The sequence below is a fragment of the Shewanella cyperi genome (assembly GCF_017354985.1).
Classification (GTDB): Bacteria; Pseudomonadota; Gammaproteobacteria; order Enterobacterales; family Shewanellaceae; genus Shewanella; species Shewanella cyperi.
Genome location: NZ_CP071501.1, coordinates 185,278 through 208,005 on the forward strand (window position 1 = coordinate 185,278; position 22,728 = coordinate 208,005).

Annotated in this window: 23 protein-coding genes; 19 read left to right on the forward strand and 4 right to left on the reverse strand. The window is 54.8% G+C overall.

The features are described 5' to 3' along the window. Positions 1 to 12: 12 nt before the first annotated feature. Positions 13 to 447, reverse strand: a complete 435-nt coding sequence (hslR, locus tag JYB84_RS00750; RefSeq protein ID WP_228290856.1) for a ribosome-associated heat shock protein Hsp15 — start codon at positions 445 to 447, stop codon at positions 13 to 15. 213 nt (positions 448 to 660) lie between these two features. Between hslR and gspC the strand changes: the two genes are divergently transcribed. The 12 genes from gspC (at position 661) to JYB84_RS00810 (ending at position 12,088) form a co-directional block, all read left to right on the forward strand. Further along, positions 661 to 1,566 carry a type II secretion system protein GspC gene (gspC, locus tag JYB84_RS00755; protein WP_207321579.1) on the forward strand — a complete coding sequence of 302 codons (906 nt, stop codon included), beginning with the start codon at positions 661 to 663 and terminating at the stop codon, positions 1,564 to 1,566. A gap of 29 nt (positions 1,567 to 1,595) precedes the next feature. Then, positions 1,596 to 3,683 carry a type II secretion system secretin GspD gene (gene gspD / locus JYB84_RS00760; protein ID WP_207321580.1) on the forward strand — a complete coding sequence of 696 codons (2,088 nt, stop codon included), beginning with the start codon at positions 1,596 to 1,598 and terminating at the stop codon, positions 3,681 to 3,683. Further along, positions 3,676 to 5,244: a type II secretion system ATPase GspE gene (gspE, locus tag JYB84_RS00765; RefSeq protein ID WP_207321581.1), complete on the forward strand. Its 1,569-nt coding sequence runs from the start codon at positions 3,676 to 3,678 to the stop codon at positions 5,242 to 5,244. Before gspD ends, gspE begins: the two co-directional genes overlap by 8 nt. A gap of 3 nt (positions 5,245 to 5,247) precedes the next feature. Then, a complete protein-coding gene (gene gspF / locus JYB84_RS00770) occupies positions 5,248 to 6,471 on the forward strand; it encodes a type II secretion system inner membrane protein GspF (protein WP_207321582.1) in 1,224 nt (407 codons plus the stop codon). Between the two features lie 55 nt (positions 6,472 to 6,526). Then, positions 6,527 to 6,961 (forward strand): type II secretion system major pseudopilin GspG, encoded by a 435-nt coding sequence (gene gspG / locus JYB84_RS00775; RefSeq protein ID WP_207321583.1) that lies wholly within the window; start codon positions 6,527 to 6,529, stop codon positions 6,959 to 6,961. 1 nt (position 6,962) lies between these two features. Beyond that, positions 6,963 to 7,532, forward strand: a complete 570-nt coding sequence (gspH, locus tag JYB84_RS00780; RefSeq protein WP_207321584.1) for a type II secretion system minor pseudopilin GspH — start codon at positions 6,963 to 6,965, stop codon at positions 7,530 to 7,532. Beyond that, the gene (gene gspI / locus JYB84_RS00785) at positions 7,519 to 7,887 is read left to right on the forward strand and encodes a type II secretion system minor pseudopilin GspI (RefSeq protein WP_207321585.1); all 369 of its coding nucleotides are present in this window, start codon (positions 7,519 to 7,521) and stop codon (positions 7,885 to 7,887) included. Before gspH ends, gspI begins: the two co-directional genes overlap by 14 nt. Then, on the forward strand, positions 7,868 to 8,641 hold the full coding sequence (gene gspJ, locus JYB84_RS00790) for a type II secretion system minor pseudopilin GspJ (protein ID WP_207321586.1): 774 nt from the start codon (positions 7,868 to 7,870) through the stop codon (positions 8,639 to 8,641). The genes gspI and gspJ overlap by 20 nt, the downstream gene beginning before the upstream one ends. After that, entirely contained in the window at positions 8,638 to 9,627 is a 990-nt protein-coding gene (gene gspK / locus JYB84_RS00795; protein WP_207321587.1) for a type II secretion system minor pseudopilin GspK, read from the forward strand. Before gspJ ends, gspK begins: the two co-directional genes overlap by 4 nt. Before the next feature lie 24 nt (positions 9,628 to 9,651). Beyond that, a complete protein-coding gene (gene gspL, locus JYB84_RS00800) occupies positions 9,652 to 10,836 on the forward strand; it encodes a type II secretion system protein GspL (RefSeq protein ID WP_207321588.1) in 1,185 nt (394 codons plus the stop codon). Between the two features lies 1 nt (position 10,837). Further along, on the forward strand, positions 10,838 to 11,314 hold the full coding sequence (locus JYB84_RS00805) for a type II secretion system protein M (protein WP_207321589.1): 477 nt from the start codon (positions 10,838 to 10,840) through the stop codon (positions 11,312 to 11,314). A gap of 63 nt (positions 11,315 to 11,377) precedes the next feature. Further along, positions 11,378 to 12,088, forward strand: a complete 711-nt coding sequence (locus JYB84_RS00810; protein WP_407696021.1) for a type II secretion system protein N — start codon at positions 11,378 to 11,380, stop codon at positions 12,086 to 12,088. Positions 12,089 to 12,133: 45 nt separating this feature from the next. Here JYB84_RS00810 and yrfG read toward each other — a convergent pair whose 3' ends face one another. Further along, complete coding sequence (gene yrfG, locus JYB84_RS00815) at positions 12,134 to 12,805, reverse strand: GMP/IMP nucleotidase (protein ID WP_207323058.1); 672 nt, start codon at positions 12,803 to 12,805, stop codon at positions 12,134 to 12,136. 86 nt (positions 12,806 to 12,891) lie between these two features. Here yrfG and nudE point away from each other — a divergent pair, with 86 nt between their 5' ends. The 7 genes from nudE (at position 12,892) to JYB84_RS00850 (ending at position 20,485) form a co-directional block, all read left to right on the forward strand. Beyond that, the gene (gene nudE / locus JYB84_RS00820) at positions 12,892 to 13,443 is read left to right on the forward strand and encodes an ADP compounds hydrolase NudE (RefSeq protein WP_207321591.1); all 552 of its coding nucleotides are present in this window, start codon (positions 12,892 to 12,894) and stop codon (positions 13,441 to 13,443) included. 48 nt (positions 13,444 to 13,491) lie between these two features. Next, on the forward strand, positions 13,492 to 14,304 hold the full coding sequence (cysQ, locus tag JYB84_RS00825) for a 3'(2'),5'-bisphosphate nucleotidase CysQ (RefSeq protein ID WP_207321592.1): 813 nt from the start codon (positions 13,492 to 13,494) through the stop codon (positions 14,302 to 14,304). Further along, the gene (locus tag JYB84_RS00830) at positions 14,305 to 14,742 is read left to right on the forward strand and encodes a GNAT family N-acetyltransferase (protein WP_207321593.1); all 438 of its coding nucleotides are present in this window, start codon (positions 14,305 to 14,307) and stop codon (positions 14,740 to 14,742) included. 84 nt (positions 14,743 to 14,826) lie between these two features. Continuing rightward, positions 14,827 to 15,426 (forward strand): TetR/AcrR family transcriptional regulator, encoded by a 600-nt coding sequence (locus JYB84_RS00835; RefSeq protein WP_207321594.1) that lies wholly within the window; start codon positions 14,827 to 14,829, stop codon positions 15,424 to 15,426. After that, complete coding sequence (locus tag JYB84_RS00840) at positions 15,426 to 17,291, forward strand: MFS transporter (protein ID WP_207321595.1); 1,866 nt, start codon at positions 15,426 to 15,428, stop codon at positions 17,289 to 17,291. Before JYB84_RS00835 ends, JYB84_RS00840 begins: the two co-directional genes overlap by 1 nt. 123 nt (positions 17,292 to 17,414) lie before the next feature. After that, on the forward strand, positions 17,415 to 18,737 hold the full coding sequence (locus JYB84_RS00845) for a hypothetical protein (RefSeq protein WP_207321596.1): 1,323 nt from the start codon (positions 17,415 to 17,417) through the stop codon (positions 18,735 to 18,737). 455 nt (positions 18,738 to 19,192) lie between these two features. After that, the gene (locus tag JYB84_RS00850; protein ID WP_207321597.1) at positions 19,193 to 20,485 is read left to right on the forward strand and encodes a hypothetical protein; all 1,293 of its coding nucleotides are present in this window, start codon (positions 19,193 to 19,195) and stop codon (positions 20,483 to 20,485) included. A gap of 56 nt (positions 20,486 to 20,541) precedes the next feature. Here the strand turns inward: JYB84_RS00850 and mnmH are convergent, their stop codons facing one another. Next, a complete protein-coding gene (gene mnmH / locus JYB84_RS00855; RefSeq protein WP_207321598.1) occupies positions 20,542 to 21,657 on the reverse strand; it encodes a tRNA 2-selenouridine(34) synthase MnmH in 1,116 nt (371 codons plus the stop codon). Next, on the reverse strand, positions 21,654 to 22,691 hold the full coding sequence (gene selD / locus JYB84_RS00860) for a selenide, water dikinase SelD (RefSeq protein WP_207321599.1): 1,038 nt from the start codon (positions 22,689 to 22,691) through the stop codon (positions 21,654 to 21,656). The genes mnmH and selD overlap by 4 nt, the downstream gene beginning before the upstream one ends. Between the last annotated feature and the right edge of the window lie 37 nt (positions 22,692 to 22,728).

Consider the following 22,728-nt stretch of genomic DNA (forward strand, 5'->3'; position numbering starts at 1 on the left):
CTCGGTTCTCGATTACTCTGAGCCGCTTTTTATCCGCAGCAGCTCACGTCGTTGTTTCTTGTCCGGTTTGCTGTCGGGCGCCGGATTGTGCAGGTTCAGGCGTCTGGCCTCGGCATTGCGGGCGCGCTTGTCAACACTGGCCTGTGTTTCTTTATACAGGGTCTGGGCTACCTCGGCGCCCTGGCGCTGTTCCGACAGCTTTTCTATCACTATCTCTTTTTCGTCATATCCCTGGCGTAATTTCAACACGGCGCCAACTTCAGCATTTCTGCTGCATTTGGCCCTTTGACCGTTGTAGGTCACCTTGCCGCCGTTGATCATTTCCTTGGCCAAAGCCCGGGTTTTATAGAATCGCGCTGCCCATAACCATTTGTCCAGGCGAACAGAAGTGGGCTCAGCAGCAGATTTTTTTGAATCCATCATGGTCTCCACGGCAAATTGGCCCATAATCAAAGTCACTGCGTTGAACTGCCAGCGAATATTGGGGTCAATGACTAGTCCGGGTGCCGATTTAGGCGCGCAAACGTAGCACATTTGCCGAATTTTCGCCACTTTCAGCGCTGTTATGGGCTTGTTGCCCAATTGCGACTGGGTTAGCATGGCGCATGGAATTTCTCGATAACAATCAGAACAGAGACCTGTATAGAGGGTCCGTATCATATGGATTTATTGGACAATGTTTTAGCCAAGGCCAATGCACTACCGCATCGGCACCTGAGTCGACTGGCCTTCTGGGCTGGTTTTGTGTTGTGCATTTATTTGCTTGCAGCCATTAGTTGGAAGCTGGTACCTGCACCCGCCGAAACCGGCCAATGGCGCCCCTCACCCGTCCAGGGCCAGAATTCCGGCCCCGTGGATATCAGCGGCCTTAGGCTGCTGTTCGGCAAGGCTGACACCAGCCAGCCCAAACCGGAACCCGTGGCCGAAGTCATTACCGACGCACCCAAGACCAGTCTGTCAATCCAGCTGACCGGGGTGGTGGCGTCCACCGCTGAACAACATGGTTTGGCTATTATTGAGTCTTCCGGTGGTCAGGAAACCTATGCCCTGGGTGACAAGATCAAGGGTACCTCTGCCTCCCTCAAGGAGGTGTATGCCGATCGGATTATCATCACCAACGGTGGCCGTTACGAGACCCTGATGCTTGACGGTCTGCAATACACCACCCAGAGCGACGTCAACGCTCAGCTGCAACAGGCCAAATCGGACGCTGCGGTACGCAAGGTCGACAGGCGCCATGATCGTGAGGTCAGCGAAGGCCTGTCAGACTCCCGCGAAGAGTTGCTGGCCGATCCCAGCAAGATCACAGATTACATAGCTATCTCACCCGTCAACCAAGGTGACCAGCTGATGGGATATCGACTCAATCCCGGAAAAGATCCCGGATTGTTTCAACAGGCCGGCTTTAAGCCCAATGATTTGGCCAAATCCATTAACGGCTATGACCTGACGGTCGGTTCCCAGGCGTTGGAGCTGATGGCCCAGTTATCCGAATTGACCGAGATGTCGGTCATGGTGGAGCGGGAAGGGCAATTGGTCGAAATCATGTTTAGTTTGCCGCAATAAGAAGCACAGGCATTAGGGGAAGAACAACAATGAATAACACAGGGATCCGACACAAGCTTATCGCCTCCATTGTCGCCGGTGCCGCCATGATGGCACCGTCGCTGGCCTGGTCGGAGCAATATGCTGCCAATTTCAAAGGCACTGAAATTCAGGAATTTATCAACATAGTTGGTAAAAACCTCAACAAAACCATCATCGTTGATCCCACCATCCGCGGCAAAATCAACGTCCGTTCCTACGACCTGCTAAACGACGAACAGTACTACCAGTTCTTCCTCAACGTGCTGCAGGTTTACGGTTACGCCGTGGTCGAAATGGAAAACAGTGTTATCAAGGTCATCAAGGACAAGGATGCCAAGACTGCGGCCATACGTGTGGCCGACGACAAGGAACCGGGTCTGGGCGATGAGATGGTGACCCGCATTGTTGCTCTGTATAACACAGAGGCCAAACAGTTGGCGCCGCTGCTGCGCCAGCTGAACGACAACGCCGGTGGCGGTAACGTGGTTAACTATGACCCCTCCAACGTGCTGATGATTTCCGGCCGTGCCGCCGTGGTAAACAAGTTAGTGGACATAGTCCGCCGGGTCGACAAGCAGGGTGATACCGAAGTGCAGGTGGTGCCGTTGCAATACGCCTCCGCCACTGAGATGGTCCGGATTATTGATACCCTTTACCGCGCCTCTGCCAACCAGGCCCAGCTTCCCGGTCAGGCACCCAAGGTGGTGGCCGACGAGCGCATTAACGCCGTGGTGGTCAGCGGTGACGAGAAGAGTCGTCAGCGGGTAGTGGAGCTGGTCAAGCGTCTTGATGGTGAGCAGGCCACCACGGGCAATACCAAGGTGCGTTACCTGCGCTATGCCAAGGCCGAAGATCTGGTGGAAGTGCTGACCGGCTTCGCCCAGAAGTTGCAGAGTGACAAGGATGGCGCAGCCCAACAAGGCTCCAGCAAGCGCCGCAACGAAATCAATATCATGGCCCACACGGACACCAATGCCTTGGTGATCAGTGCCGAGCCCGACCAGATGCGCACCCTCGACAGCGTGATCAACCAGCTGGATATCCGCCGTGCCCAGGTGCTGGTGGAAGCCATCATAGTTGAAGTGGCCGAAGGGGATGATGTGGGCTTAGGCGTGCAGTGGGCTCACTTGGCCGGTGGTGGTACCCAGTTCAACAACCTGGGGACCACTATAGGCGAAGTGGGTGCGGGGATCTGGGCTGCTAAAGTTGAAGATGGCTCTACAATTACCACGATAGACAACAAGGGCGACCCTGTAGTGTCGACCACGCCGAAGAAGAAAGCCGACTATACCCTGCTTGCTCAAGCGATGGGTAAGGTCAATGGTTTGGCCTGGGGCGTGGCTTCAGGCGACTTCGGTGTTTTGGTGCAGGCGGTTGCCAGCGACACCAACTCCAACGTGTTGGCAACCCCGTCCATCACCACCCTGGATAACCAGGAAGCCTCCTTTATCGTCGGTGATGAGGTGCCGGTACTGACTGGAGCCCAGAACTCCAGCAATGGCAACGCCAACCCCTTCCAGACGGTGGAACGTAAGGAAGTGGGGGTCAAGCTCAAGGTCACGCCACAAATTAACGAAGGCAACGCGGTCAAGCTGGCCATCGAGCAGGAAGTGTCAGGTATCAACGGTAAAACCGGGGTGGACGTGACCTTTGCCACCCGTCGTCTGACTACCACGGTAATGGCCGACTCGGGTCAGATAGTGGTGCTGGGTGGTTTGATTAACGAGGAAGTGCAGGAAAGTATCCAGAAGGTACCGCTGCTTGGGGATATCCCCATCCTGGGTCACCTGTTCAAGTCTTCTTCCAGCAGTAAAAAGAAGAAGAACCTAATGGTGTTTATCAAACCGACCATTATCCGTGACGGCATCACAATGGAAGGTATCGCGGGTCGCAAATACAACTACTTCCGTGCCTTACAGCTGGAGCAGCAGGATCAGGGCATCAACCTGATGCCGATGACGGATGTCCCAGTGCTGCAGGAATGGGAAAAGGCTGAAGAGATGCCCCCTGAAGTGCGCGAGCTGTTGGAGCGTTATAAGCAAGATGACGAGTTCCAATCCGTAGAACCGAATACGAAAGACGACAGCAATGAGTGATCTGCCAAAGACCGACAATGACGGGCTCGAAGGCCTGTCCCATGAGTTGGGCGTTGAGGCAGAGAGCCATGCCGATGAGGCATTTCACTCTGCCAGTCGCGATCGCTTGCCCTTTGCTTTTGCCCACCGTTATGGTCTGGTGCTGGCAAAGGGCGAAGCCGATGCCCTGACCCTGTTTCACACCGACAAAACGCCATTGACCGCCCTGCTGGAAGTGCGCCGTTATGCCGGTCAGGTACTGCCCCTGGTCAAACTGGCCCAGAATGCCTTTGAGGCCAAGCTCACCCAGGCCTACCAGGCCAATTCGTCCGAAGCACAGCAGCTGATGGAAGACATTGGCAATGAAATGGATCTGTTCACCCTGGCGGAAGAGTTGCCACAGACAGAAGATCTGCTGGAGGGCGATGATGATGCGCCCATCATCAAGCTGATCAACGCCCTGCTGTCGGAAGCCATCAAGGAAGAAGCCTCGGATATCCACATTGAGACCTATGAAAAGCAACTGGTGGTGCGCTTTCGCATCGACGGCGTGCTCAAGGAAGTCCTCAAACCCAATCGCAAGCTGAGTTCACTGCTGGTGAGCCGCATCAAGGTGATGGCGCGCTTGGATATCGCCGAGAAGCGGGTACCCCAGGATGGTCGCATCTCCTTGCGTATCGGCGGCCGGGCTGTGGATGTGCGTGTCTCCACCATGCCATCGAGCCATGGCGAGCGGGTTGTACTGCGTCTGCTGGACAAAAATGCCGGTAACCTGGATCTGCGCCAGTTGGGGATGACCGAGGGGATCCGCAGCAAGTTTGATGAGCTTATCCGCAAACCCCACGGCATCTTGCTGGTGACAGGCCCCACGGGCTCGGGCAAGAGTACCACACTGTACGCGGGTCTGACCGAGATCAACTCCCGCGATACCAACATCCTGACGGTCGAAGATCCCATTGAATATGAACTGGAAGGCATAGGCCAAACCCAGGTCAATACCAAGGTCGACATGACCTTCGCCCGTGGCCTGAGAGCCATTTTGCGTCAGGATCCGGACGTGGTGATGATAGGGGAAATCCGCGATCTGGAAACAGCCCAGATTGCGGTGCAGGCCTCCCTGACTGGGCATCTGGTGATCTCCACCCTGCATACCAACACCGCCTCGGGTGCCATTACCCGTTTGCAGGATATGGGTGTTGAGCCCTTCCTGGTGTCATCCAGTTTGCTTGGGGTATTGGCCCAGCGTCTGGTGCGGACCCTGTGTCCCGTGTGTAAGGAAGCCCACGCCCCCGATGAGCGCGAGCGTGAACTGCTGGGGATCACAGAAACCGACAAGGTGATTTATCGCGCCAAGGGCTGTAAGGCCTGTGGTTACAATGGCTATCGTGGCCGTACCGGTATCCATGAATTGCTGGTGGTTGACGACAACATCCGTGAACTAATCCACGGTGGTCGCGGTGAGCTCGCCATTGAGAAATACATACGTCAGTTTGTGCCCAGTATTCGCCATGACGGCATGGGCAAGGTGCTTGCCGGGATTACGACCCTGGAAGAAGTGCTGCGCGTGACCCGCGAGGAGTAAGGCATGCCGGCATTTGAATACAAGGCGCTTGATACCAAGGGCAAGCAGCTCAAGGGCGTGATAGAGGCGGATACCGCCCGCCATGCCCGCAGTCAGCTGCGCGATATGCGTTTGATGCCGCTGGAAATTGAGCCCGTGGTGGAAAAGGAAGCCAAGGCAAAAGGCGGTGGCATTTCCCTGTTCAAACGCGGTATTTCCGTAGCGGAATTGGCACTTATCACCCGTCAAATTGCGACCCTGGTTGCCGCTGGATTGCCGGTGGAAGAAGCGCTCAAGGCCGTGGGCCAGCAGTGCGAGAAAGACCGCTTGGCCAGCATGATCATGGCGGTGCGCTCGCGGGTGGTCGAGGGTTATTCCCTGGCAGATTCCATGGCCGAATTCCCCCATATATTTGACGATCTTTACCGTGCCATGGTGGCGTCCGGCGAAAAGTCGGGCCATTTGGAAGTGGTGCTCAATCGCCTCGCCGACTATACCGAGCGGCGCCAACAGCTGAAGTCCAAGCTGATGCAAGCGATGATCTACCCCATTACCCTGACACTGGTGGCGGTGGCCGTGGTCTCTATTTTGCTGGCGGCCGTGGTGCCCAAGGTGGTCACCCAGTTCGAGCATATGGGCCAGGATCTGCCCGGTTCCACTCAGGCCCTAATGGCGGCATCCGAGTTCGTCCAAAGCTACGGCTTGCTGGTCGTTGGCCTCATTGCCTTTGGCCTGGTGCTGTTCCAGCGCCTGTTGACCAATCCGGCATTCAAGATGAAGTATCACAAGCTGCTGCTGCGCCTGCCCGTGGTCGGCAAGGTCAGCCGCAGCATCAACACGGCCCGGTTTGCCCGTACCCTGAGTATCCTCAGTGCCAGTTCGGTTCCTCTGCTGGATGGCATGCGCATTGCCAGTGAGGTATTGCAAAACGTGCGGGTCCGGGAGGCGGTGGAAGAAGCGACCGCCAGGGTGCGTGAAGGTACCAGTCTGGGCGCGGCCCTGACCAATACCAAGCTGTTTCCACCCATGATGCTGTACATGATAGCGTCGGGTGAAAAGAGCGGAGAGCTGGAAGGCATGTTGGAGCGTGCCGCCGACAACCAGGACCGGGAGTTTGAAGCCAATGTGAACCTGGCTTTGGGGGTGTTTGAGCCCGCGCTGGTGGTGAGCATGGCGGTGGTGGTACTGTTTATTGTACTGGCCATTTTGCAGCCAATTTTGGCGATGAATAACATGATAGGCCACTAGGCCATTGCGGTATGCCGGGGCGCGAGCCCAGGCAATTTTCAAGGAGAAGGACACAATGCAATTCCGAAACAAGCAACAAGGTTTTACCCTGCTGGAGATCATGGTGGTGATAGTGATCCTCGGCATCCTGGCCTCCATGGTGTTGCCAAACGTACTGGGCAACAAGGAGAAGGCCGACCAGCAAAAAGCGGTGGCCGACATAGTGGCACTGGAAAACGCTCTGGACATGTACAAGCTGGATAACAGCGTGTATCCCACCACAGAGCAAGGTTTGGAAGCTCTGGTCACCAAGCCAAGCATGTCTCCCGAGCCACGCAATTACCGCGACGGCGGCTATGTGAAGCGTTTGCCCCAGGACCCGTGGCGTAATGACTATATGCTGCTGAGCCCTGGCCAGAACGGCAAGATTGACATCTTCAGCGCCGGCCCCGATATGCAAGCCGGTACCGAAGACGATATCGGTAACTGGAACCTGCAGAATTTCCAATAAGATGAAAGGCTCACGCGGCTTTACCCTGGTCGAAGTCCTGCTGGTGGTGTTGTTGATAGGCCTGGCCGCGACCGCGGTTACCCTGACACTGCCGGGTTCGGGCATCAAAGAGCAGCTGGATAAGGCCGCCCGCCAGTTCATGGCCGTAACCGATATGGTGCGGGATGAAGCCGTGCTCAGCGGTCAAATGCTGGGGTTGGTCATCGAAGATAACAGCTACCGCTACGTGATTTACAAGGACGGCAAATGGCAGGCGCTGGAACAGGAGCGCTTGTTGGCCAAGCGTGAGATGGAGCAGGGCGTCACCCTTAATCTGATTGTGGAAGGCTTGCCCCTGGTTCAGGAGGACGAAGAGCAGGAGTCCTGGTTCGACGAGCCCTTGATTGAGCAGAGCGAAGAAGAGAAGCGCAAGTATCCCGAGCCACAAATCATTATTTTCCCAAGCGGCGAAATGAATGCCTTTGAACTTGCCTTCAGTACCCGGGATCCTGAGGCCGGCCCCCAGGAGTCGCTTATTGTGGCAGATGCCTTGGGCAGATTGACGTTCGGGAGAGCCGATGAAGCGCAGTAAAGGCATGACGCTTTTGGAGGTGATGGTGGCTATGGCGGTATTTGCCATTGCGGCCGTGGCCATGATCCAGAGCATTGGCGACCAGATGGCCAATATGCCGGTGATGGAGCAGCGCACCCTGGCACAGTGGGTCGCCGACAACCAGATGGTCGAAGCCAGATTGGTGAAGGGTTTCCCCGCCGTTGGCAAGAAAGAAGGTGACACCGAACTGGCCGGCCAAACCTGGTATTGGCGTTTGGAAGCCATCAAGACCACAGATGAAAATTTTCGGCTGCTGAAGGTCAGTGTCAGCGACGATGACAGATTTAAACGCATAGTGGCAGAGGTCAGCAGTTATGTTCGCAAGACCGACTAAGGCCACGGGTTTTACCCTGCTGGAGATGCTGCTGGCCATAGGCATCTTTGCCATGCTGGGTCTGGCTGCCAACGCCGTACTCAGCACAGCCCTGAAAAATGACGAGGCCACCACAGAATTCAGTGCCAGGTTGCAATATTTGCAGCAGGGTTTTGGTGCCATTGAAAGGGATCTCGGGCAAATGGTGGCCCGCACCCCGAGACTGCTCGAAGGCGGCCGCGGCAGTACTGTCCTGCAAAGCGGCAAGGATATGCTCGACAGCGACTCCGAGGCCTTGGTGTTCTATCGCATAGGCTGGCTCAATCCCGATGGTAAGCTGCCGCGCGGCAGTTTGCAGTCGGTGGCCTACGTGGTCAAGGAAGGCCGGCTGGAGCGTTGGTATTACCCCTATCCCGAACCTGAGTTTGGTGCCGAACCGCTGAAGACTGTGCTGTTGGATAAGGTGCTTGAGGTGCAATACGCCTTTTATCACGATGGAGCCTGGCAGCGAAAAATCGAGGCCACAGCCCTCCCCGAAGCCATAGCCATGGAAGTGGATTTAGAGGGCTTTGGCAAAATTCAGCGCAAGTTTCTGTTGCCCAAGGGCGCGCCCGTGGGCGAGAAGAAAGACGATGATGGCAAGGATGGTGAAGGCAAAGACGGTGAAGATAAAGAATCTGGCTCAGGTTCAGGCTCAGGTTCCGGCTCGGAAGATGAAGACGGCCGCGACACCGGAGGCAACAGGCCCGAAGATGAGGAGGACCTGGGGTCATGAGCTATCAGCGACAGCGTGGCGTGGCCATGATAGTGGTGCTGCTTATCGTGGCCATGGTGGCCATCATTGCTACCAATATTACCGGTCGAAACCAGTTATCCATGCGCCGTACACTCAATCAGGTGCAGTATGACCAGGCCTATTGGTATGCCCTGTCGGCGGAAGAGCTGGCCAAAAAGGTACTGAAGCAGGATCTCGATGACAGTGAGGGCAAGGTGCACCTTCAGCAGTATTGGGCCCTGGCCGATGTGGTGCTGCCGGTGGAAAAGGGCGAGATAGCCGGCAAGATCACCGATATGCGCTCCTGCTTTAACCTCAATGCCCTGGCGCGGGGCAGCAGTGATTTGGAAAACGGCCAACCCAAGATGACCCTGGCGGCAAGGCAGTTCAAGGCGCTGTTGGTGGCCTTGGGGATGGATGAATTCGGTGCCGAACGCCTGACCCACACACTTAAGGATTACCTGGACGAGGATACAGTGACCAGTCCCTTTGGTGCCGAGGATGCAGAGTATGAATCCCGCAATGTGCCATACAGGGCGGCAAATACTCTGATGAGCCACAGGAGCGAACTCAGGGCCGTGATGGGTTTCACCCAGGATGTGTATTTGAAACTGGCACCCTATGTGTGCGCCATTCCCGGGGAAGAGCGGCAATTGTTGAACATCAACACCCTGGAGGTCGAGCGGGCGGCCCTGTTGGCGGCTATGCTGGATAACAGTATCTCTGTGGGTGAGGCTGAGAGTGTGATCAATCAGCGCCCCGGTGATGGATTCGATAATGTTGATGAATTTTGGGAGTTGGTGTCGTCAAACACGGCCAAGAGCGACGACAAGCTCAAGTCCAGCATAGTGCTGGACAGCAAGTATTTTCACCTGGAGGCCGGCGCCAAAGTTAACGAGGCGGTTTTCCGTCTGGACAGTGTGCTGCGTCGTGCAGGTAACAATCAAATGGACATTTTGACCCGCCAGTATGGTGGGCAAAAGTAACAACAGCTCCGTTGGAGAATGACTGTGAGTGAACGCTTATTTATCCGTCTGGGGGCCACGGCCTCCGAGCCCTGTAGCTGGCTGGTGTGGTCGGAACAGGAGCAGGAGATCATCGCTTCCGGTGAACTGGCAGATGCGGCTGCACTGGCAACCCTGGGTGAGCGTGCCGCGAATCGCCCGGTGGATATTTTGGTACCGGCGTCCGCCATGTCCCTGAGTCAAATCAGTTTGCCCGAAAAGGGCCAGCGCCAGGCGCTTAAGGCTTTGCCTTATATGCTGGAAGAATCCCTGGCCCAGGATGTGGACCAGATGCATTTTGTGATTGGTCCCCGCGACGGCGATAACCTGACCGTGGTAGCCGTGGCCCATGAACAGATGCAGATGTGGTTGGAATGGATCCACGAGGCGGGTCTCAAGGCCCGGCGCCTGGTGCCGGATTGCCTGGCGTTGCCTCTCGCCAACTGTCAATGGGCGGCCATGATACTCGGCAGTGAGTTGCTGCTGCGGACAGGCGAGGGCGCGGGTCACAATCTGCCTATCGACTGGCTGGACACCACATTGCCGATGCTGACGCCGGAAGATGCCCCTTCAGTCGCCACCTACAGTGAGTTGGCATTGCCCGGCACCCGGGCGGAAGCCCAGCCCTTGGAATTGCCCATGCTGGTGCTGGCCAAGGGTATGCTGCATGCGCCCCTGAATTTGCTCAGCGGCCTCTACAAACCCAAGCGGGAAATCAGCAAACAGCTGTTGCAGTGGAAGAGCGCGGCCGTAGTGTTGGCGGTGGCGGTCTTGTTGGCCCTGGCCAATAAGGGGCTGAACATTCACCAACTTAACGTACAGGCGGCGGAACTCAAGGCTCAGAATGAAGCCATCTTCCGCCAGGTTGTGCCCGGCAGCAGCCGAATTACCAACCTGAGATTCCAGTTGACCACCGAGCTCAATAAGCTGGCCGGCAGTGGCGGTGGAGCAGAGTTTTTCTCCATGTTGGCCGCACTCAAGGATTCCTTTGCCAAGGTGCCGGAACTCAAGCCGGACAGTCTGAGGTTCGACAGCGCCCGCGGTGAACTGAGACTGCAGGTGAGTGCCAAGGATTATGCCCAGATTGAAAAATTCAAGGAGCTGGTGGCCAAGGACTTCCAATTGGAGGCCGGTGCCATGAACAGTGGCGAAGATTCGGTTAACAGTACCCTGACCCTGAGGAGCAAATAAGATGGAAAATTTTCGCGCCTGGTGGGAAGGACTGGCCCAGAGGGAACAACAGCTGGTGGGAGCCTGTGGTGCCTTTGTGCTGCTTGGCTTTCTGTACTGGGGAATTTGGAGTCCCATAGCCAATGCCGAAGCCGATGCCCTGGCTGCGGTCAGGGCTCAGCAACAGACACTGGAGTTTGTGAAGCAGACCGCCAACCAGATTGCCGGTCTGCGTCAGAGCGGTGGCAAGAGCGCTGTTCAAGGCAGTATCACCAACGTGGTTAACCAAACGGCCGGTAAATTCAGCCTGACCATTACCCGGATGCAGCCCCAAGGCGATAAGTTGCAGTTGTGGATGGACGATGTGCCCTTTGAGGCACTGTTGGGTTTTCTCAATGAGCTGGTGCAGCAAAAGGGCTTGGCACTGGAAAGTCTGGACCTGGCACAAACCGACACTCCCGGACTGGTCAAGGTCAGACGTATCCAGTTGGCACAATAAGAATTCGAAGGTGTGATTGTGGTAAAGAAAGTAGTACTTGGCATTCTGCTCTATCTGCTGTTTATGCTGGTGTTGTTCCCGGCGCGGCTGGCATTGGGGTTGGCTCCTCTGCCAAAGGACGTTAGCGTCGAAGGTGTTTCCGGTAGCCTGTGGCAGGGAGAAGCGAGTTCGGTTGCGTTTCAAGGTCGGCAAGTGGATCAGGTGCGTTGGTCCCTGTCGCCCTGGGCCTTGCTGCTGGGTAGCACCAATCTGGAGCTGCAGGTTGGCAATCGGCGATCCGCCGTGACGGCCAATGGCAACTTGTCGCTTTCCATGTCGGGTGTCGGCGCCCACAATTTTAAAGTTAGCGCACCCCATGATTTTCTTATCGGCAATCGCCGCCTGCCGTTTGGCGCCGAGGTGCGTGGAAACCTGGAGCTGTATTTGGCCAACTTCAAACAGGGTAGCCCCTGGTGTGAGCAGCTGACTGGCAAACTCAATATTCAGGGTGCCGGGCTGAAAAACCAGTTTGGTGAGTACGATCTTGGCAATATGGGTTTCGGCCTGGGTTGTACCGAGGGGCGGATATTGCTCAAGGCCGATGAAAAGGATAACCAGTTGGGGCTGGTGGGGACTTTGGAATTGCAGGCCGACAATAAGTTGCTGGTGAAGGCCAAAATCCGGGAAACCGATTTCCAGAACGACGACATGAAGAAAGCCCTGGCCTTCCTGGGGCGTAAAGATGCCGAGGGTTACTATCCTCTGGAATACCAGGGCAAGATCCCGGGGCTGTAGGGGTTATACTAGCCGCAATAAAAATGGCGCCTCAGGGCGCCATTTTTATTTGTTTGCTGCCTGCAAATCTTCCAGTAACAGCCGGTAATCATCAATGGCGGGAAAGGCCTGAAATTGTTTGTGGGGTTGGCGACTGTCGGGATTGCTGATCCCCAATTGATGGCCTATGCCTGCCTGGCGGGCGGCTTCCAATATGGCTTCGTTATCATCGACAAACAGGCAACGGCCGGGATCCAGCCCAAACTTGGTGATGACCTGCTGCCAGAAGGCCTGGGCTTCCTTGGGATAGCCCGTGCTGTGGCTGGAGAGGATTTCATCCAGACCAGTGGCCAGTTCTGTGTGTTCCAGCTTTAACGCCAGGCTGTCTGGATGGGCATTGGTGAGCAGGATGCGGCGTTTACCGCACTCTCCCAGTGCTTTGAGGAAGGGCATGCTGTCCTGGCGCAGTTGGATCCGCTCGACCAGGGTACGATGCAATGCCAGTATGTCCAGCTGCAATGTTCGCTGCCAGTAATCCAGGCAATACCATTCCAGGGTACCAGCCACCTCGGCATAGGCCTGTTCCACCAATTTGCGGGCTTGCTCCACGGGAATGCCGCGACTCTCGCTCAGGCACTGGGGCACCAACGACAGCCAGAAATGATTGTCGAAGTGCAAATCCAGCAGGGTGCCATCCATATCCAACAGCACTGTGTCTATTTGATCCCAGGGAAACATGCGAAAATTCCGGTTGTAGATTGAAGACAGGATAGTAAGATTGTATCTCATCTCCATTCCCAAATAGCACAACCTCAGGGGCCTCTATGCACCAGCGGCAGAAAAAGCCGGAAATACTGCACACAGAAGTGGTGGCCAAGAGCCGTCTGTTTCAGATTGAGCAGGTGCATCTGCGTTTTTCCAATCAGGTCGAGCGCCATTATGAGCGCATGAAGGGCAGCAACCGTGGTGCCGTGATGGTGGTGCCTGTGCGCGGCGACAAGTTGCTACTGGCCCGTGAATATGCCGCCGGTACGGAAAATTATGAACTGGGTTTCCCCAAAGGGCTTGTTGACCCAGGTGAGTTGCCCATAGAAGCCGCCAACCGGGAGCTGCAGGAGGAGATAGGCTTTGGGGCAGCCAAGCTGACCTTGCTCAAGGAGCTCTCCCTGGCACCGGGCTACTTCTCCAGCAAAATGCAGATATTCCTGGCCGAAGATCTCTACGAAAGCCGCCTGGAAGGCGATGAGCCCGAACCCATAGAAGTGATCCCCTGGCCGCTTGCACAATGGCAGGAATTGCTGGAATTGGCCGATTTTTCCGAATCCCGCAGCGTCAGCGCTTTGTTTTTGGCGCAAAAACACCTTAACCTAAAGTAGTTTCAGTATTCGTGATGGTACCCTGGCGTGCCATCATCGGGAGTGGTTATGAAGCCAGAGCAACTCATAGAAGCTGCCATCGACATTGCCATGGCAGCAGGGGAGAAGATCCGGGAAATCTATTTGACCGGCAGCTTCGAGCGTGAAGTGAAATCCGACAACACCCCTGTTACCTCCGCCGATCTGGCAGCCAATCAGATCATAGTGGACCAACTCAAGGCGCTGACACCGGATATTCCCGTGCTGTCGGAAGAGTCGGCCGACATTCCCCTGGCGGACCGCGCACATTGGCCGGCATACTGGTTGGTGGATCCTTTGGATGGCACCGGCGAGTTTATCGCCGGCAGCTACGACTTCTCAGTGATCATCGCCCTGGTGGAGCACAACCGACCCGTGATGGGCATAGTGTACGTGCCCATGACCGGGGTCTGCTATTACGCCATTGCCGGTCTTGGAGCCTACAAGCGCAGCGGCGGCATGGAAGTCAGGATCACCAGCAGGCAGATAGCTACAGATGCCAAGATTCCGCTGCGATTGGCGGTCAGTCGGCGCCAGGATCCCCAATCAGTCCTCAAGCTGTTCCATCAACCCAAGCATTGTGAACTGGTGGTGATGGGCGGTGCCGCACTCAAGAGTTGCCTCGTGGCCGAAGGCCGTGCCGATTGCTATGTGCGGGTCGGGCCGACGGGAGAGTGGGACACTGGCGCCGCGCAGATCATCATTGAAGAAGCCGGTGGTCAGCTGATGGACATTGAGCTGCAACCCCTGAGTTACAACGAGCGTGAGACCTTCGAAAACCCCAATTTTATCGTGGTGGGCTCACCCAATCTGGCGTGGGACAAGATATTGGTGGGAGATTAATTGCTGACCATTCGCCCTCTCCAGAAAGCCGATATGGCAGCCGTGTTCCGTGTGGAGCAGGCCTGTTTCGGCGACCACTGTTTTCCGGATTTTTTCTTTCGTCAGGCCCTCGACGCCTGGCCCTTGGGTTTACTCGGCGCCTTTGATGACACTGGGTTCCTGCTGGGATATTGCCTGTGCAGCAGCGCTGAAGAGGCCGGTTGCGGTTGGATCATGTCCTTGGCTGTGATCCCAGAGGCCCGCGGTCGCGGTGCCGGCAAGGCCTTGATGCAAAACCTGTTGAACCAGCAGCGCTACAGCAGTCTTAAGCTCACTGTGGCACCGGATAATCCGGCATTGGCGCTCTATCTTGGCCTGGGATTTATCCGCACGGGAGAGGAGAGCGATTACTTTGGCCCAGGCGAGCACCGGCTTTTGTTGTGCCTTGATGCCGACTGATCCCTGAAAATCAGTATTGTGAACATTGTTTTTTATTTGGCCGAATGTTAGCCTCTTGGTCATTCCAGTCGAGGAGACCGAGACATGGCAAGACGCAAGGAACACAGTCACGACGAAATTCGCCAAATGGCGATCGCCGAGGTACAAGAAGCATTGGCCAGAGGGGAAGGCGACCAGCTCAGTTTGCGCCGGGTTGCCACTCAAATAGGCTACGCCCCCAGCACCCTTATCAACATCTTCGGCAGTTATAACTACCTGCTGTTGGCTGTGTCAGAAGCCTGCCTGCAGCAACTGCTCGGCAACCTGGTTTGCGACTCCCCCTCGAGCCCCTTGACGGCACTGGAACAGATGGCCCGCCGCTATGCCGAATTCGCCCTGGCTGCTCCCGACAGGTTCAGATTGCTGTTTGAATTGCAGTTGTCGGCAACAGAGCCCCTGCCGGAACATCACAGTGCCCTGATCGAGCAGCTGTTGTCCTTGCCCTTGCCCCTTCTGGCATTACAGCTGCGCCGTGACGCCGATACCCTGGTCACGGAGGCGCGCTTACTGTGGGGCGCGATACACGGATTGGTCAGCCTGGCGTTAACTGACAAGCTTTTTGGTGGGGAACACACCCTTGGCAGCCTGGTCTGCCAACAGGTACGAACCCTGATCGCCGGATTTGAATCGGGGAGGAATACCTGATGTTTTTCAGTCGCCGCTTTTTACCTTACTTTGTCACCCAGTGCCTGGGTGCCCTCAATGACAATATTTACAAGAACGTGTTGCTGCTGTTGGTGACTTACAGCCAGGTGGACAGTTTGCCCATTGGCGTGGATCTGTTCGTCAACCTGGCGGCCGGCGTGTTCATTTTGCCGTTTTTCCTGTTTTCGGCCCATGCCGGTGTGGTGGCGGATAACATAGATAAGGCGCGACTCATTCGCGCACTGAAGTTGTTGGAGCTGGTGATCATGAGTTGTGCCGTGTTGGCCATCCTCAGTCACAACTACCTGATGATGTTGCTGCTGCTGTTTTTAACCGGCAGCCAGTCGGCTTACTTTGGCCCGGTAAAATACTCCCTGCTGCCCCAGGCATTGGCGGAAAACGAGTTGGTGACAGGTAATGCCTGGGTGGAAATGGGCACCTTTCTGTCGATTCTGGTGGGCACCTTGAGCGCGGGCCTCATAGTGTCGAGCGAGCATGCCGCCGGGACGGCAGCCCTGGTAGTCTTTATGCTTGCCCTGGCGGGCTATTTGGCCAGCCGCGCTATTCCGGCCTTGCCTCCCCAGGGGAAAATTCGCCAAATTCACTTTCGGCCCCTTTCCGGTGCCTGGGGAAGTATCCGCAGGGTGAAACGTACCCCTTCGATCTGGATGGCGATTCTGGCCATAAGTTGGTTTTGGTTTCTGGGGGCCACGTATCTGACCCAGTTCCCCAATTTTGCCAAGCTGCACCTGCATTCGGGTGCCACAGTGGTGTCACTGCTGTTGGCGCTGTTTTCCATAGGTATCGCCGTGGGGTCTTTCCTGTGTGAGCGGCTCTCCTTTGGTCATGTGGAGCTTGGGGTGTTGCCCTTTGGGGTGCTGGGATTAACTGTGTTCGGCGTCGATATGTTGTTGGCCCTGCCGGACCCCGCAACCTTCCCGGTAATGCTATATGGCGCCGGAGAGTTTATTGCCCAGTCCGCTCATCACAGGTTGATGTTCGACCTGTTTATGGTAGGTGTCAGCGGCGGGCTGTTTATTGTCCCCCTGTACGCCTTTATCCAGTCCCGAGCCGCAAAGGGTGAGTGCGCCCGCGCCATTGCCGCCAACAACATAGTCAATGCCCTGTTTATGGTGGTCTCGGCTTTGTTGTCCATGGTGCTGCTGGGTGCTGTCGGCCTTAGCATAGTGCAGCTGTTCCTGATGCTGGCGCTGACGAACGCTCTGGTCGCCTTCTACGTCTATCGTCAGGTGCCTGAGTTTACCCAAAGGTTTGTTAGTTATTTGCTGAGCCACCTGCTGTACCGGGTCACGGTACGGGGCAGGCCAAATATACCCAAAGAAGGCGCCGGGCTGATCGTGTGTAACCATGTCAGCTATGTGGATGCGCTGCTGATTTTGGGTGCCTCTACCCGGCCCATTCGTTTTGTGATGGACAAAAGCATCAGCGAAATGCCGCTGCTCAGGTACCTGTTCCGCCATGCCGGCGTTATTCCCATCTGCTCACCCAAACAATGTGCGCAAACCTATGAGAAAGCCTTTGAGCGAATAGATGCGGCCCTGGCACAGGGAGATCTGGTGTGTATTTTCCCTGAGGGTCGTCTGTCTCCCGATGGTGAACTGGGTGAATTTCGCCCTGGTGTGGAGCAGATCCTCAACCGTCGCCCCGTGCCTGTTATCCCCATGGCACTGAAAGGCCTGTGGGGATCCTATTTCAGCCACAAGGATGGTCACGCCCTCACCACCCGACCCAAACGATTTTGGTCAAAGGTTAGGATCGATATAGCCCCGGCCCTGGATGGTGTTGCACCGGACAGGAATGTGCTTAGAGATCATGTGCATGCAATGCTGAAAAGCACCGAATAGGTAGAAAGTTCTTTTAAAACAGTGTATTAATGGCGTTATTCTGTATAAATCCCCTTGTTTGGTATTTCTGTTGGTGATTTAATCGGCGAATTTCAGCAACCAATATTTTACAGGGGAGTAATTATGAGGAAGGAAATCTGCGCCAGTACCTTGGTTCTGGCGTTAGCTGCCTGCGGTGGTTCAGGTGGCGACAGCTCAGGGAGTGGTAGTAATAGCTCTGGTGGCAACGGCTCCGGTGGCAGTACACCCAGATTGACCCTGGACACCCGTGCCAAAGCATCGGCTTGTGATATTTCGGCCCCCAAAGCCGGAGTGGATGTGATAGCGCACAAGGCAGATGGCAGCATTCTGGCCCAGTACAAAACCGACAGCCAAGGACATTTGGACATTTCCTGGGGCAGTGATGCACACCACCTGACCATTGCCTCTCAAATCAGCGTGGCAGGAGACTGGGATATTCAGACATCGCTCGAACAGCAAGCCGGTGATGTGGGTCGATTGACTTATATAGATACCAGTCTCGACGGTCAGTGCGATTGCACAAGTTTCAATATAGATAGCAGTGAAATCGATGCCAGCTTCCCAAGCCACAATCTTTACCTTCAGGGCGTGAATATAGGTGGATATGGCGGCTGGAGCGAACAGGTTTGCAAGAATAACGGCACTTTCGCACCATTGAATCTGGTGCTGGTTCCCAAAGAGTCCAGTGTACCCGGATATGCGGCCGTGGTTGATTTGAATGCCGTTGCAGGCACTCAAGTGACACTTGGCGCGGCGCTTTTCGATGGCGCAGCCAATCAGGGGACTCTGCTGAATGTTGCCGCTAACGTCAGTGATTATCGTCTGAGGACCTTCTCATTGACTGAGCAGGGCAGACAAAACAGACTGTATTGGAACAATCAACAGGCGTATGTTTTTCCAGAGCTCTACGCCAACAATTTGCTGGAGATGGTGCAAAAGGTCAATTTGGCCGATGTCGCAGAAGGAAGAATGACCTACTCGTCGTTGCAGCGCAAACGGGTAGTGGATGCTTCGGCTACACAATCAATGGCTCTGGCGCAAAATTCCCAACTGATGAGCGATGAAGTTGGTGGAATTTTGGCGGCCATTATGAATGATACCCAGGTTGACTATGATTTCAGTGCCACGGGCTCAGGTCGTGACCATATGTTGATTACTCTATGGGCACACGAGGTGCACTGGAACATTGATGGGCCATTGAAAGGAACCATCCCGGCGCTGGATCTGCCTGAAAATGTTCAGCAGGCATTTGAATCCCTCACCGAACCCGCTATTTATTTCGGTAGCTACGGTTATGGTCATTCCTGGAACATACACCAATGGAGAAGTTTCCTGGCGCAGAAAAGCCGCTTGGATAGTGAGGATCTGTCCACCGACAGAGACAACTATGAGTATGAACAAATTGCTGTCTACCTGAATCAATAGACCATATCAAACCGCCTCAGTCGAGGCGGTTTTTTCAGGTCTGGCTACTCGGGCATAGCTCGGTGAAATGGCCCTACAGCGGCCATTTGAGCCATGCGGGAATCTCGGGACGTTCTGCCTTAGAGTAATTTTCCCTGATGATAATCTGAGCTCATTTTGCGAGTTCCTTAAATGTCTTGATGTTCATTGCTTTCAGAGATTCATCTTATTCAGCATCAAAGCGGGACTCATGCGAATCACCAAATCCAGACCTGTTGGTTTTGGGTGACCATTGAAATTGAAACCTTGCCAAACACCAGTGAAACTGACGCATTTTTGTTCGCCATATAGGTGAATAAATTGCTTTAGACAACATATTAAGTTATTGCTTTTGAATTGAAAAATTGCACTTGTCAACCTGTATTTTTTGCCGCATTAATACTTTGGCTTTACAAAAAAATACAGGAATAGTGCTTATGAATAAGGAAATATATATTGCTCTGATGGTATCTGTTCTGGCCGCTTGTGGTGGGCAGGAAAATGCCAATTCCAATCAGAATAGCGAAAATCAGGATCAACCCACCACAACTCGACTTACGGCGGAGTTTGTAAGAAAGCCATCGAAATGTGAGCTGAATGTACCTGATCCGGATATCAGAATAATTGCTCATGCTGCCGATGGCACTGTTAACGGCATATACAAGCCTGACTCTAATGGCAAATTAGATATAGCCACGCCTGCTGGCGCCAGTCATATATCTTATGTGTTCATTAATGGTTCTGAAATCAGGTTGGATACGCGTCTCGGTCAGGTCAGTGGCGATTTGGGCAGAATCGAACACCTGGATGCCAATTTAGATAGCATGTGTCAGTGTGAATCATTCCGCTTAGATCCTGCCGAATTAGCAGCAGACTATCCTTACCACGATCTTTACCTGCAAGGTCGTAAAGTGGCGACTACATCCGCTATCGAACAAACCTTTTGCAAAGCGCCTGGAAAGGGGTATCCGTTAGTTGATCTGTGGCTTAAACCTAGAATCAATAACGACCAAGCCTATGGGGCGCTGCTGGATATCAACGGCACTCAAGGTACCGTGATACTTAATCAAACATTGTTTAATCAACCCATTAACTTGGGTGTGCAGCTTGAGTTGATTTCAGATCAAGCAGATATAAGCGCCTATTCAACATTTGCCAATACCGCTCAAGGGCGTCTTCACTATATGACCGACAGCCGTTTTTCAAAGTTTTATGTGTTTCCTGGGTTACACGACGAAAACTTTGTACATGCGCATAGGGATATTTATTTTGCGGATAACCTTAGATACGGCGCTACTCGCCGCCAGCGTGTGTTCGCACCTGAGGAGGAGCAAAACATCGAAGTGGCACAAAATGAGTATGCCCTACAAGATGCTGTTACTGAGTTGCAGCAGGGTTTTGGCGGAAATTCCGCAATAAATTATGATTTCAGTCATATAGGTAAAGACAGGGCTGTAATGATGATGTCCGTGTGGGGGAATGACATATATTGGAATGTGCTGGGGCCGCTAACAGGTACCCTCCCTGACCTACAAATGCCCGCTGACATTGAAGCGATCCTGGATAGCAAAGAGGTTATATATCTGGATATAGGGTCATATGGCTATATGATGCCCGGAGGCTTCGCAGCATGGAGCAAGGCCATCGCCGAAGACAGTCGCAGGAATGATGAATTACGGCAAGCATATTTCGATAACTACGATGCGGAGTATCTGGAATTTCGCCTGTAGTGAAGGGACTTCCGACAGCCAGTCTCGGACAGAAGTCGTGATTAGTTGGAACCGCCTCAGCCGAGGCGGTTTTGCTTTTGCATATCCAGGTATTCGGCCATGGCTTGATGATTGCCGCTGAAGATAACGCGTTCTTCCTTTTTACCTAGCTGGAAGCGGTACATGGGGTCGTAATACACCTCCAGCAGCAGGGTGATCCAGCTGAGGTGTGCCCTTGTATCGTTGCTGCTGATTTGCGTGGCTAGGGCATCAGTCATCAGCGCTTTGACTTCGTCATGCACCTTGCCCCCAAGGCGTTTGTAGATGCCTTTCAGGCTGGCGAACAGATAGTCGCTGAATGCGTTGAAGCCCTGTTCTTCTCCCAGTCTGCTGATGTAGCCCGCATGCATCTTGTGCACATAGTCGTCCAACAGCCTCGGCAGCCTGTCTTCAAGGGACTCTTCCAGTACCAATACGGGGGCGGCCTGCATCTTGTCGTAGAAGCTCTTGGGAATGGCCGAGCGCCCTATCAAAAAGCTTTCATCTTCCAATAACAGACTTGGCTCGGCTCTGTCCTCATGACGCAGCAGCGCAATGGCGAGGTTATTTTCAAAGTTGATTTGGCTGGGTTGACCCTCATGGTTTTTGCCGAAGCTTGACCCCCTGTGGTTGGCAATGCCTTCCAAATCCACCGCTTCGCTGCGGCTCTGTATGAATTCGGTTTTACCCGAGCCTGTGATGCCGCTGAGGATCTGCATCTGCCCCTTGGCGGGTGCCATTTCTATGGTATCCAACAGGAACTGACGCATGGCTTTGTAACCGCCATCGATAAAAGGTACTTCAATTCCGGCTTCCTTGAGCCATTGCTGGGTCAGCTGGGAGCGTAGGCCGCCGCGAAAACAGTAGAGGTAGCCTTCGGGGTGGCGCTGGAAGAAGTCCAGCCAGGCCGCAACCCTGGCTTCCTTGACCTTGCCGCATACCAGCGAATGCCCCAGTGCGATGGCAGCCTCCTGTCCCTGTTGCTTGTAGCAGGTGCCGACCTTTTGCCGCTCATTGTCATTCATCAGCGGCAGATTGGTGGCAGAGGGAAAGGCGCCCTTGTCGAATTCAATCGGGGCGCGCACGTCCATCATCGGATGGCCGGAGGTGAAAATCTGCCGGTATTGCTCCCTGGGGATACGCTTGGGCGTCATTTGCGTAACTCCAATTTGCCGTTACCGGCCTTGAGCTGACCAATACACACAGCTTCTATTCCCTGTTGTTGCAACAGCGCCCTGAGCCCGGCTTCCCCTTCGGCAGAGACGGCGACCAAGAGCCCGCCACTGGTCTGGGGATCGCACAGCAGTGCTTTTTCACGCTCGTTGAGTGCGGGCAGGTGCTCACCGTAGCTGTCGTAATTTCTGTGGGTGCCACCGGGAATGCAGCCCAGGCCAAGGTAATGTTCGGCCTTGGCCAGCAGCGGGATCTTGTCTATTGCGACCTCTGCATCCAGCCCGGCTCCCTGGCACACTTCCAGCAAATGACCGGCAAGTCCGAAGCCGGTCACATCGGTCAGGGCGTTGACACCTGGCAGCCTGGCAATGTCGGCGCCGATTTTATTCAGCTGACACATGGCCTCGGGGGCTATGTGTTCATCTTCGAGGGCCAGTTTCTTTTGCTTTTGGGCCGTGGTCAGTATGCCAATGCCTATGGGTTTGGTGAGGAAGAGTCTGTCACCGGCCTTGGCGGTATTGTTTTGTTTCAGATGTTCCAGCGCAATTTGCCCCGTGACCGCCAGGCCGAAAATGGGTTCGGGGGCATCTATGCTGTGACCACCGGCGAGCATAATGCCGGCATCGGCACAGGCCTGACGGCCACCATCAACCACTTGTTGGGCGACTTCTGCCGGCAGTTTGTTGATGGGCCAACCCAGAATCGCTATGGCCATTATCGGAGTGCCACCCATGGCGTAAATATCGCTGATGGCGTTGGTGGCAGCGATACGGCCAAAGGTGAAGGGGTCGTCCACTATGGGCATGAAGAAGTCGGTCGTACTGATGATGCCCGTGGTGTCATTGAGTTTGTATACGGCGGCATCATCGCGGCTGGCATTGCCGACCAGCAGCTTGGGATCGTCGAAGACAGGCAACTGGGATGCGAGTATGGTACTCAGCACCTTGGGAGAAATCTTGCAGCCGCAGCCGGCGCCATGGCTGTATTCGGTGAGTTTGATGGGTGATGGTGACATTTCAGGTTGCCCGCTTTAACGATAGTGGCCAACATGA

Excerpts from the sequence above, each read along its gene's own strand:
- hslR (WP_228290856.1), bottom strand. The coding sequence starts at position 447 with ATGGGCCAATTTGCCGTGGAGACCATGATGGATTCAAAAAAATCTGCT.
- gspC (WP_207321579.1), top strand. The coding sequence starts at position 661 with ATGGATTTATTGGACAATGTTTTAGCCAAGGCCAATGCACTACCGCAT.
- gspD (WP_207321580.1), top strand. The coding sequence starts at position 1,596 with ATGAATAACACAGGGATCCGACACAAGCTTATCGCCTCCATTGTCGCC.
- gspE (WP_207321581.1), top strand. The coding sequence starts at position 3,676 with ATGAGTGATCTGCCAAAGACCGACAATGACGGGCTCGAAGGCCTGTCC.
- gspF (WP_207321582.1), top strand. The coding sequence starts at position 5,248 with ATGCCGGCATTTGAATACAAGGCGCTTGATACCAAGGGCAAGCAGCTC.
- gspG (WP_207321583.1), top strand. The coding sequence starts at position 6,527 with ATGCAATTCCGAAACAAGCAACAAGGTTTTACCCTGCTGGAGATCATG.
- gspH (WP_207321584.1), top strand. The coding sequence starts at position 6,963 with ATGAAAGGCTCACGCGGCTTTACCCTGGTCGAAGTCCTGCTGGTGGTG.
- gspI (WP_207321585.1), top strand. The coding sequence starts at position 7,519 with ATGAAGCGCAGTAAAGGCATGACGCTTTTGGAGGTGATGGTGGCTATG.
- gspJ (WP_207321586.1), top strand. The coding sequence starts at position 7,868 with ATGTTCGCAAGACCGACTAAGGCCACGGGTTTTACCCTGCTGGAGATG.
- gspK (WP_207321587.1), top strand. The coding sequence starts at position 8,638 with ATGAGCTATCAGCGACAGCGTGGCGTGGCCATGATAGTGGTGCTGCTT.
- JYB84_RS00805 (WP_207321589.1), top strand. The coding sequence starts at position 10,838 with ATGGAAAATTTTCGCGCCTGGTGGGAAGGACTGGCCCAGAGGGAACAA.
- JYB84_RS00810 (WP_407696021.1), top strand. The coding sequence starts at position 11,378 with ATGCTGGTGTTGTTCCCGGCGCGGCTGGCATTGGGGTTGGCTCCTCTG.
- yrfG (WP_207323058.1), bottom strand. The coding sequence starts at position 12,805 with ATGTTTCCCTGGGATCAAATAGACACAGTGCTGTTGGATATGGATGGC.
- nudE (WP_207321591.1), top strand. The coding sequence starts at position 12,892 with ATGCACCAGCGGCAGAAAAAGCCGGAAATACTGCACACAGAAGTGGTG.
- cysQ (WP_207321592.1), top strand. The coding sequence starts at position 13,492 with ATGAAGCCAGAGCAACTCATAGAAGCTGCCATCGACATTGCCATGGCA.
- JYB84_RS00835 (WP_207321594.1), top strand. The coding sequence starts at position 14,827 with ATGGCAAGACGCAAGGAACACAGTCACGACGAAATTCGCCAAATGGCG.
- JYB84_RS00840 (WP_207321595.1), top strand. The coding sequence starts at position 15,426 with ATGTTTTTCAGTCGCCGCTTTTTACCTTACTTTGTCACCCAGTGCCTG.
- JYB84_RS00845 (WP_207321596.1), top strand. The coding sequence starts at position 17,415 with ATGAGGAAGGAAATCTGCGCCAGTACCTTGGTTCTGGCGTTAGCTGCC.
- JYB84_RS00850 (WP_207321597.1), top strand. The coding sequence starts at position 19,193 with ATGAATAAGGAAATATATATTGCTCTGATGGTATCTGTTCTGGCCGCT.
- mnmH (WP_207321598.1), bottom strand. The coding sequence starts at position 21,657 with ATGACGCCCAAGCGTATCCCCAGGGAGCAATACCGGCAGATTTTCACC.
- selD (WP_207321599.1), bottom strand. The coding sequence starts at position 22,691 with ATGTCACCATCACCCATCAAACTCACCGAATACAGCCATGGCGCCGGC.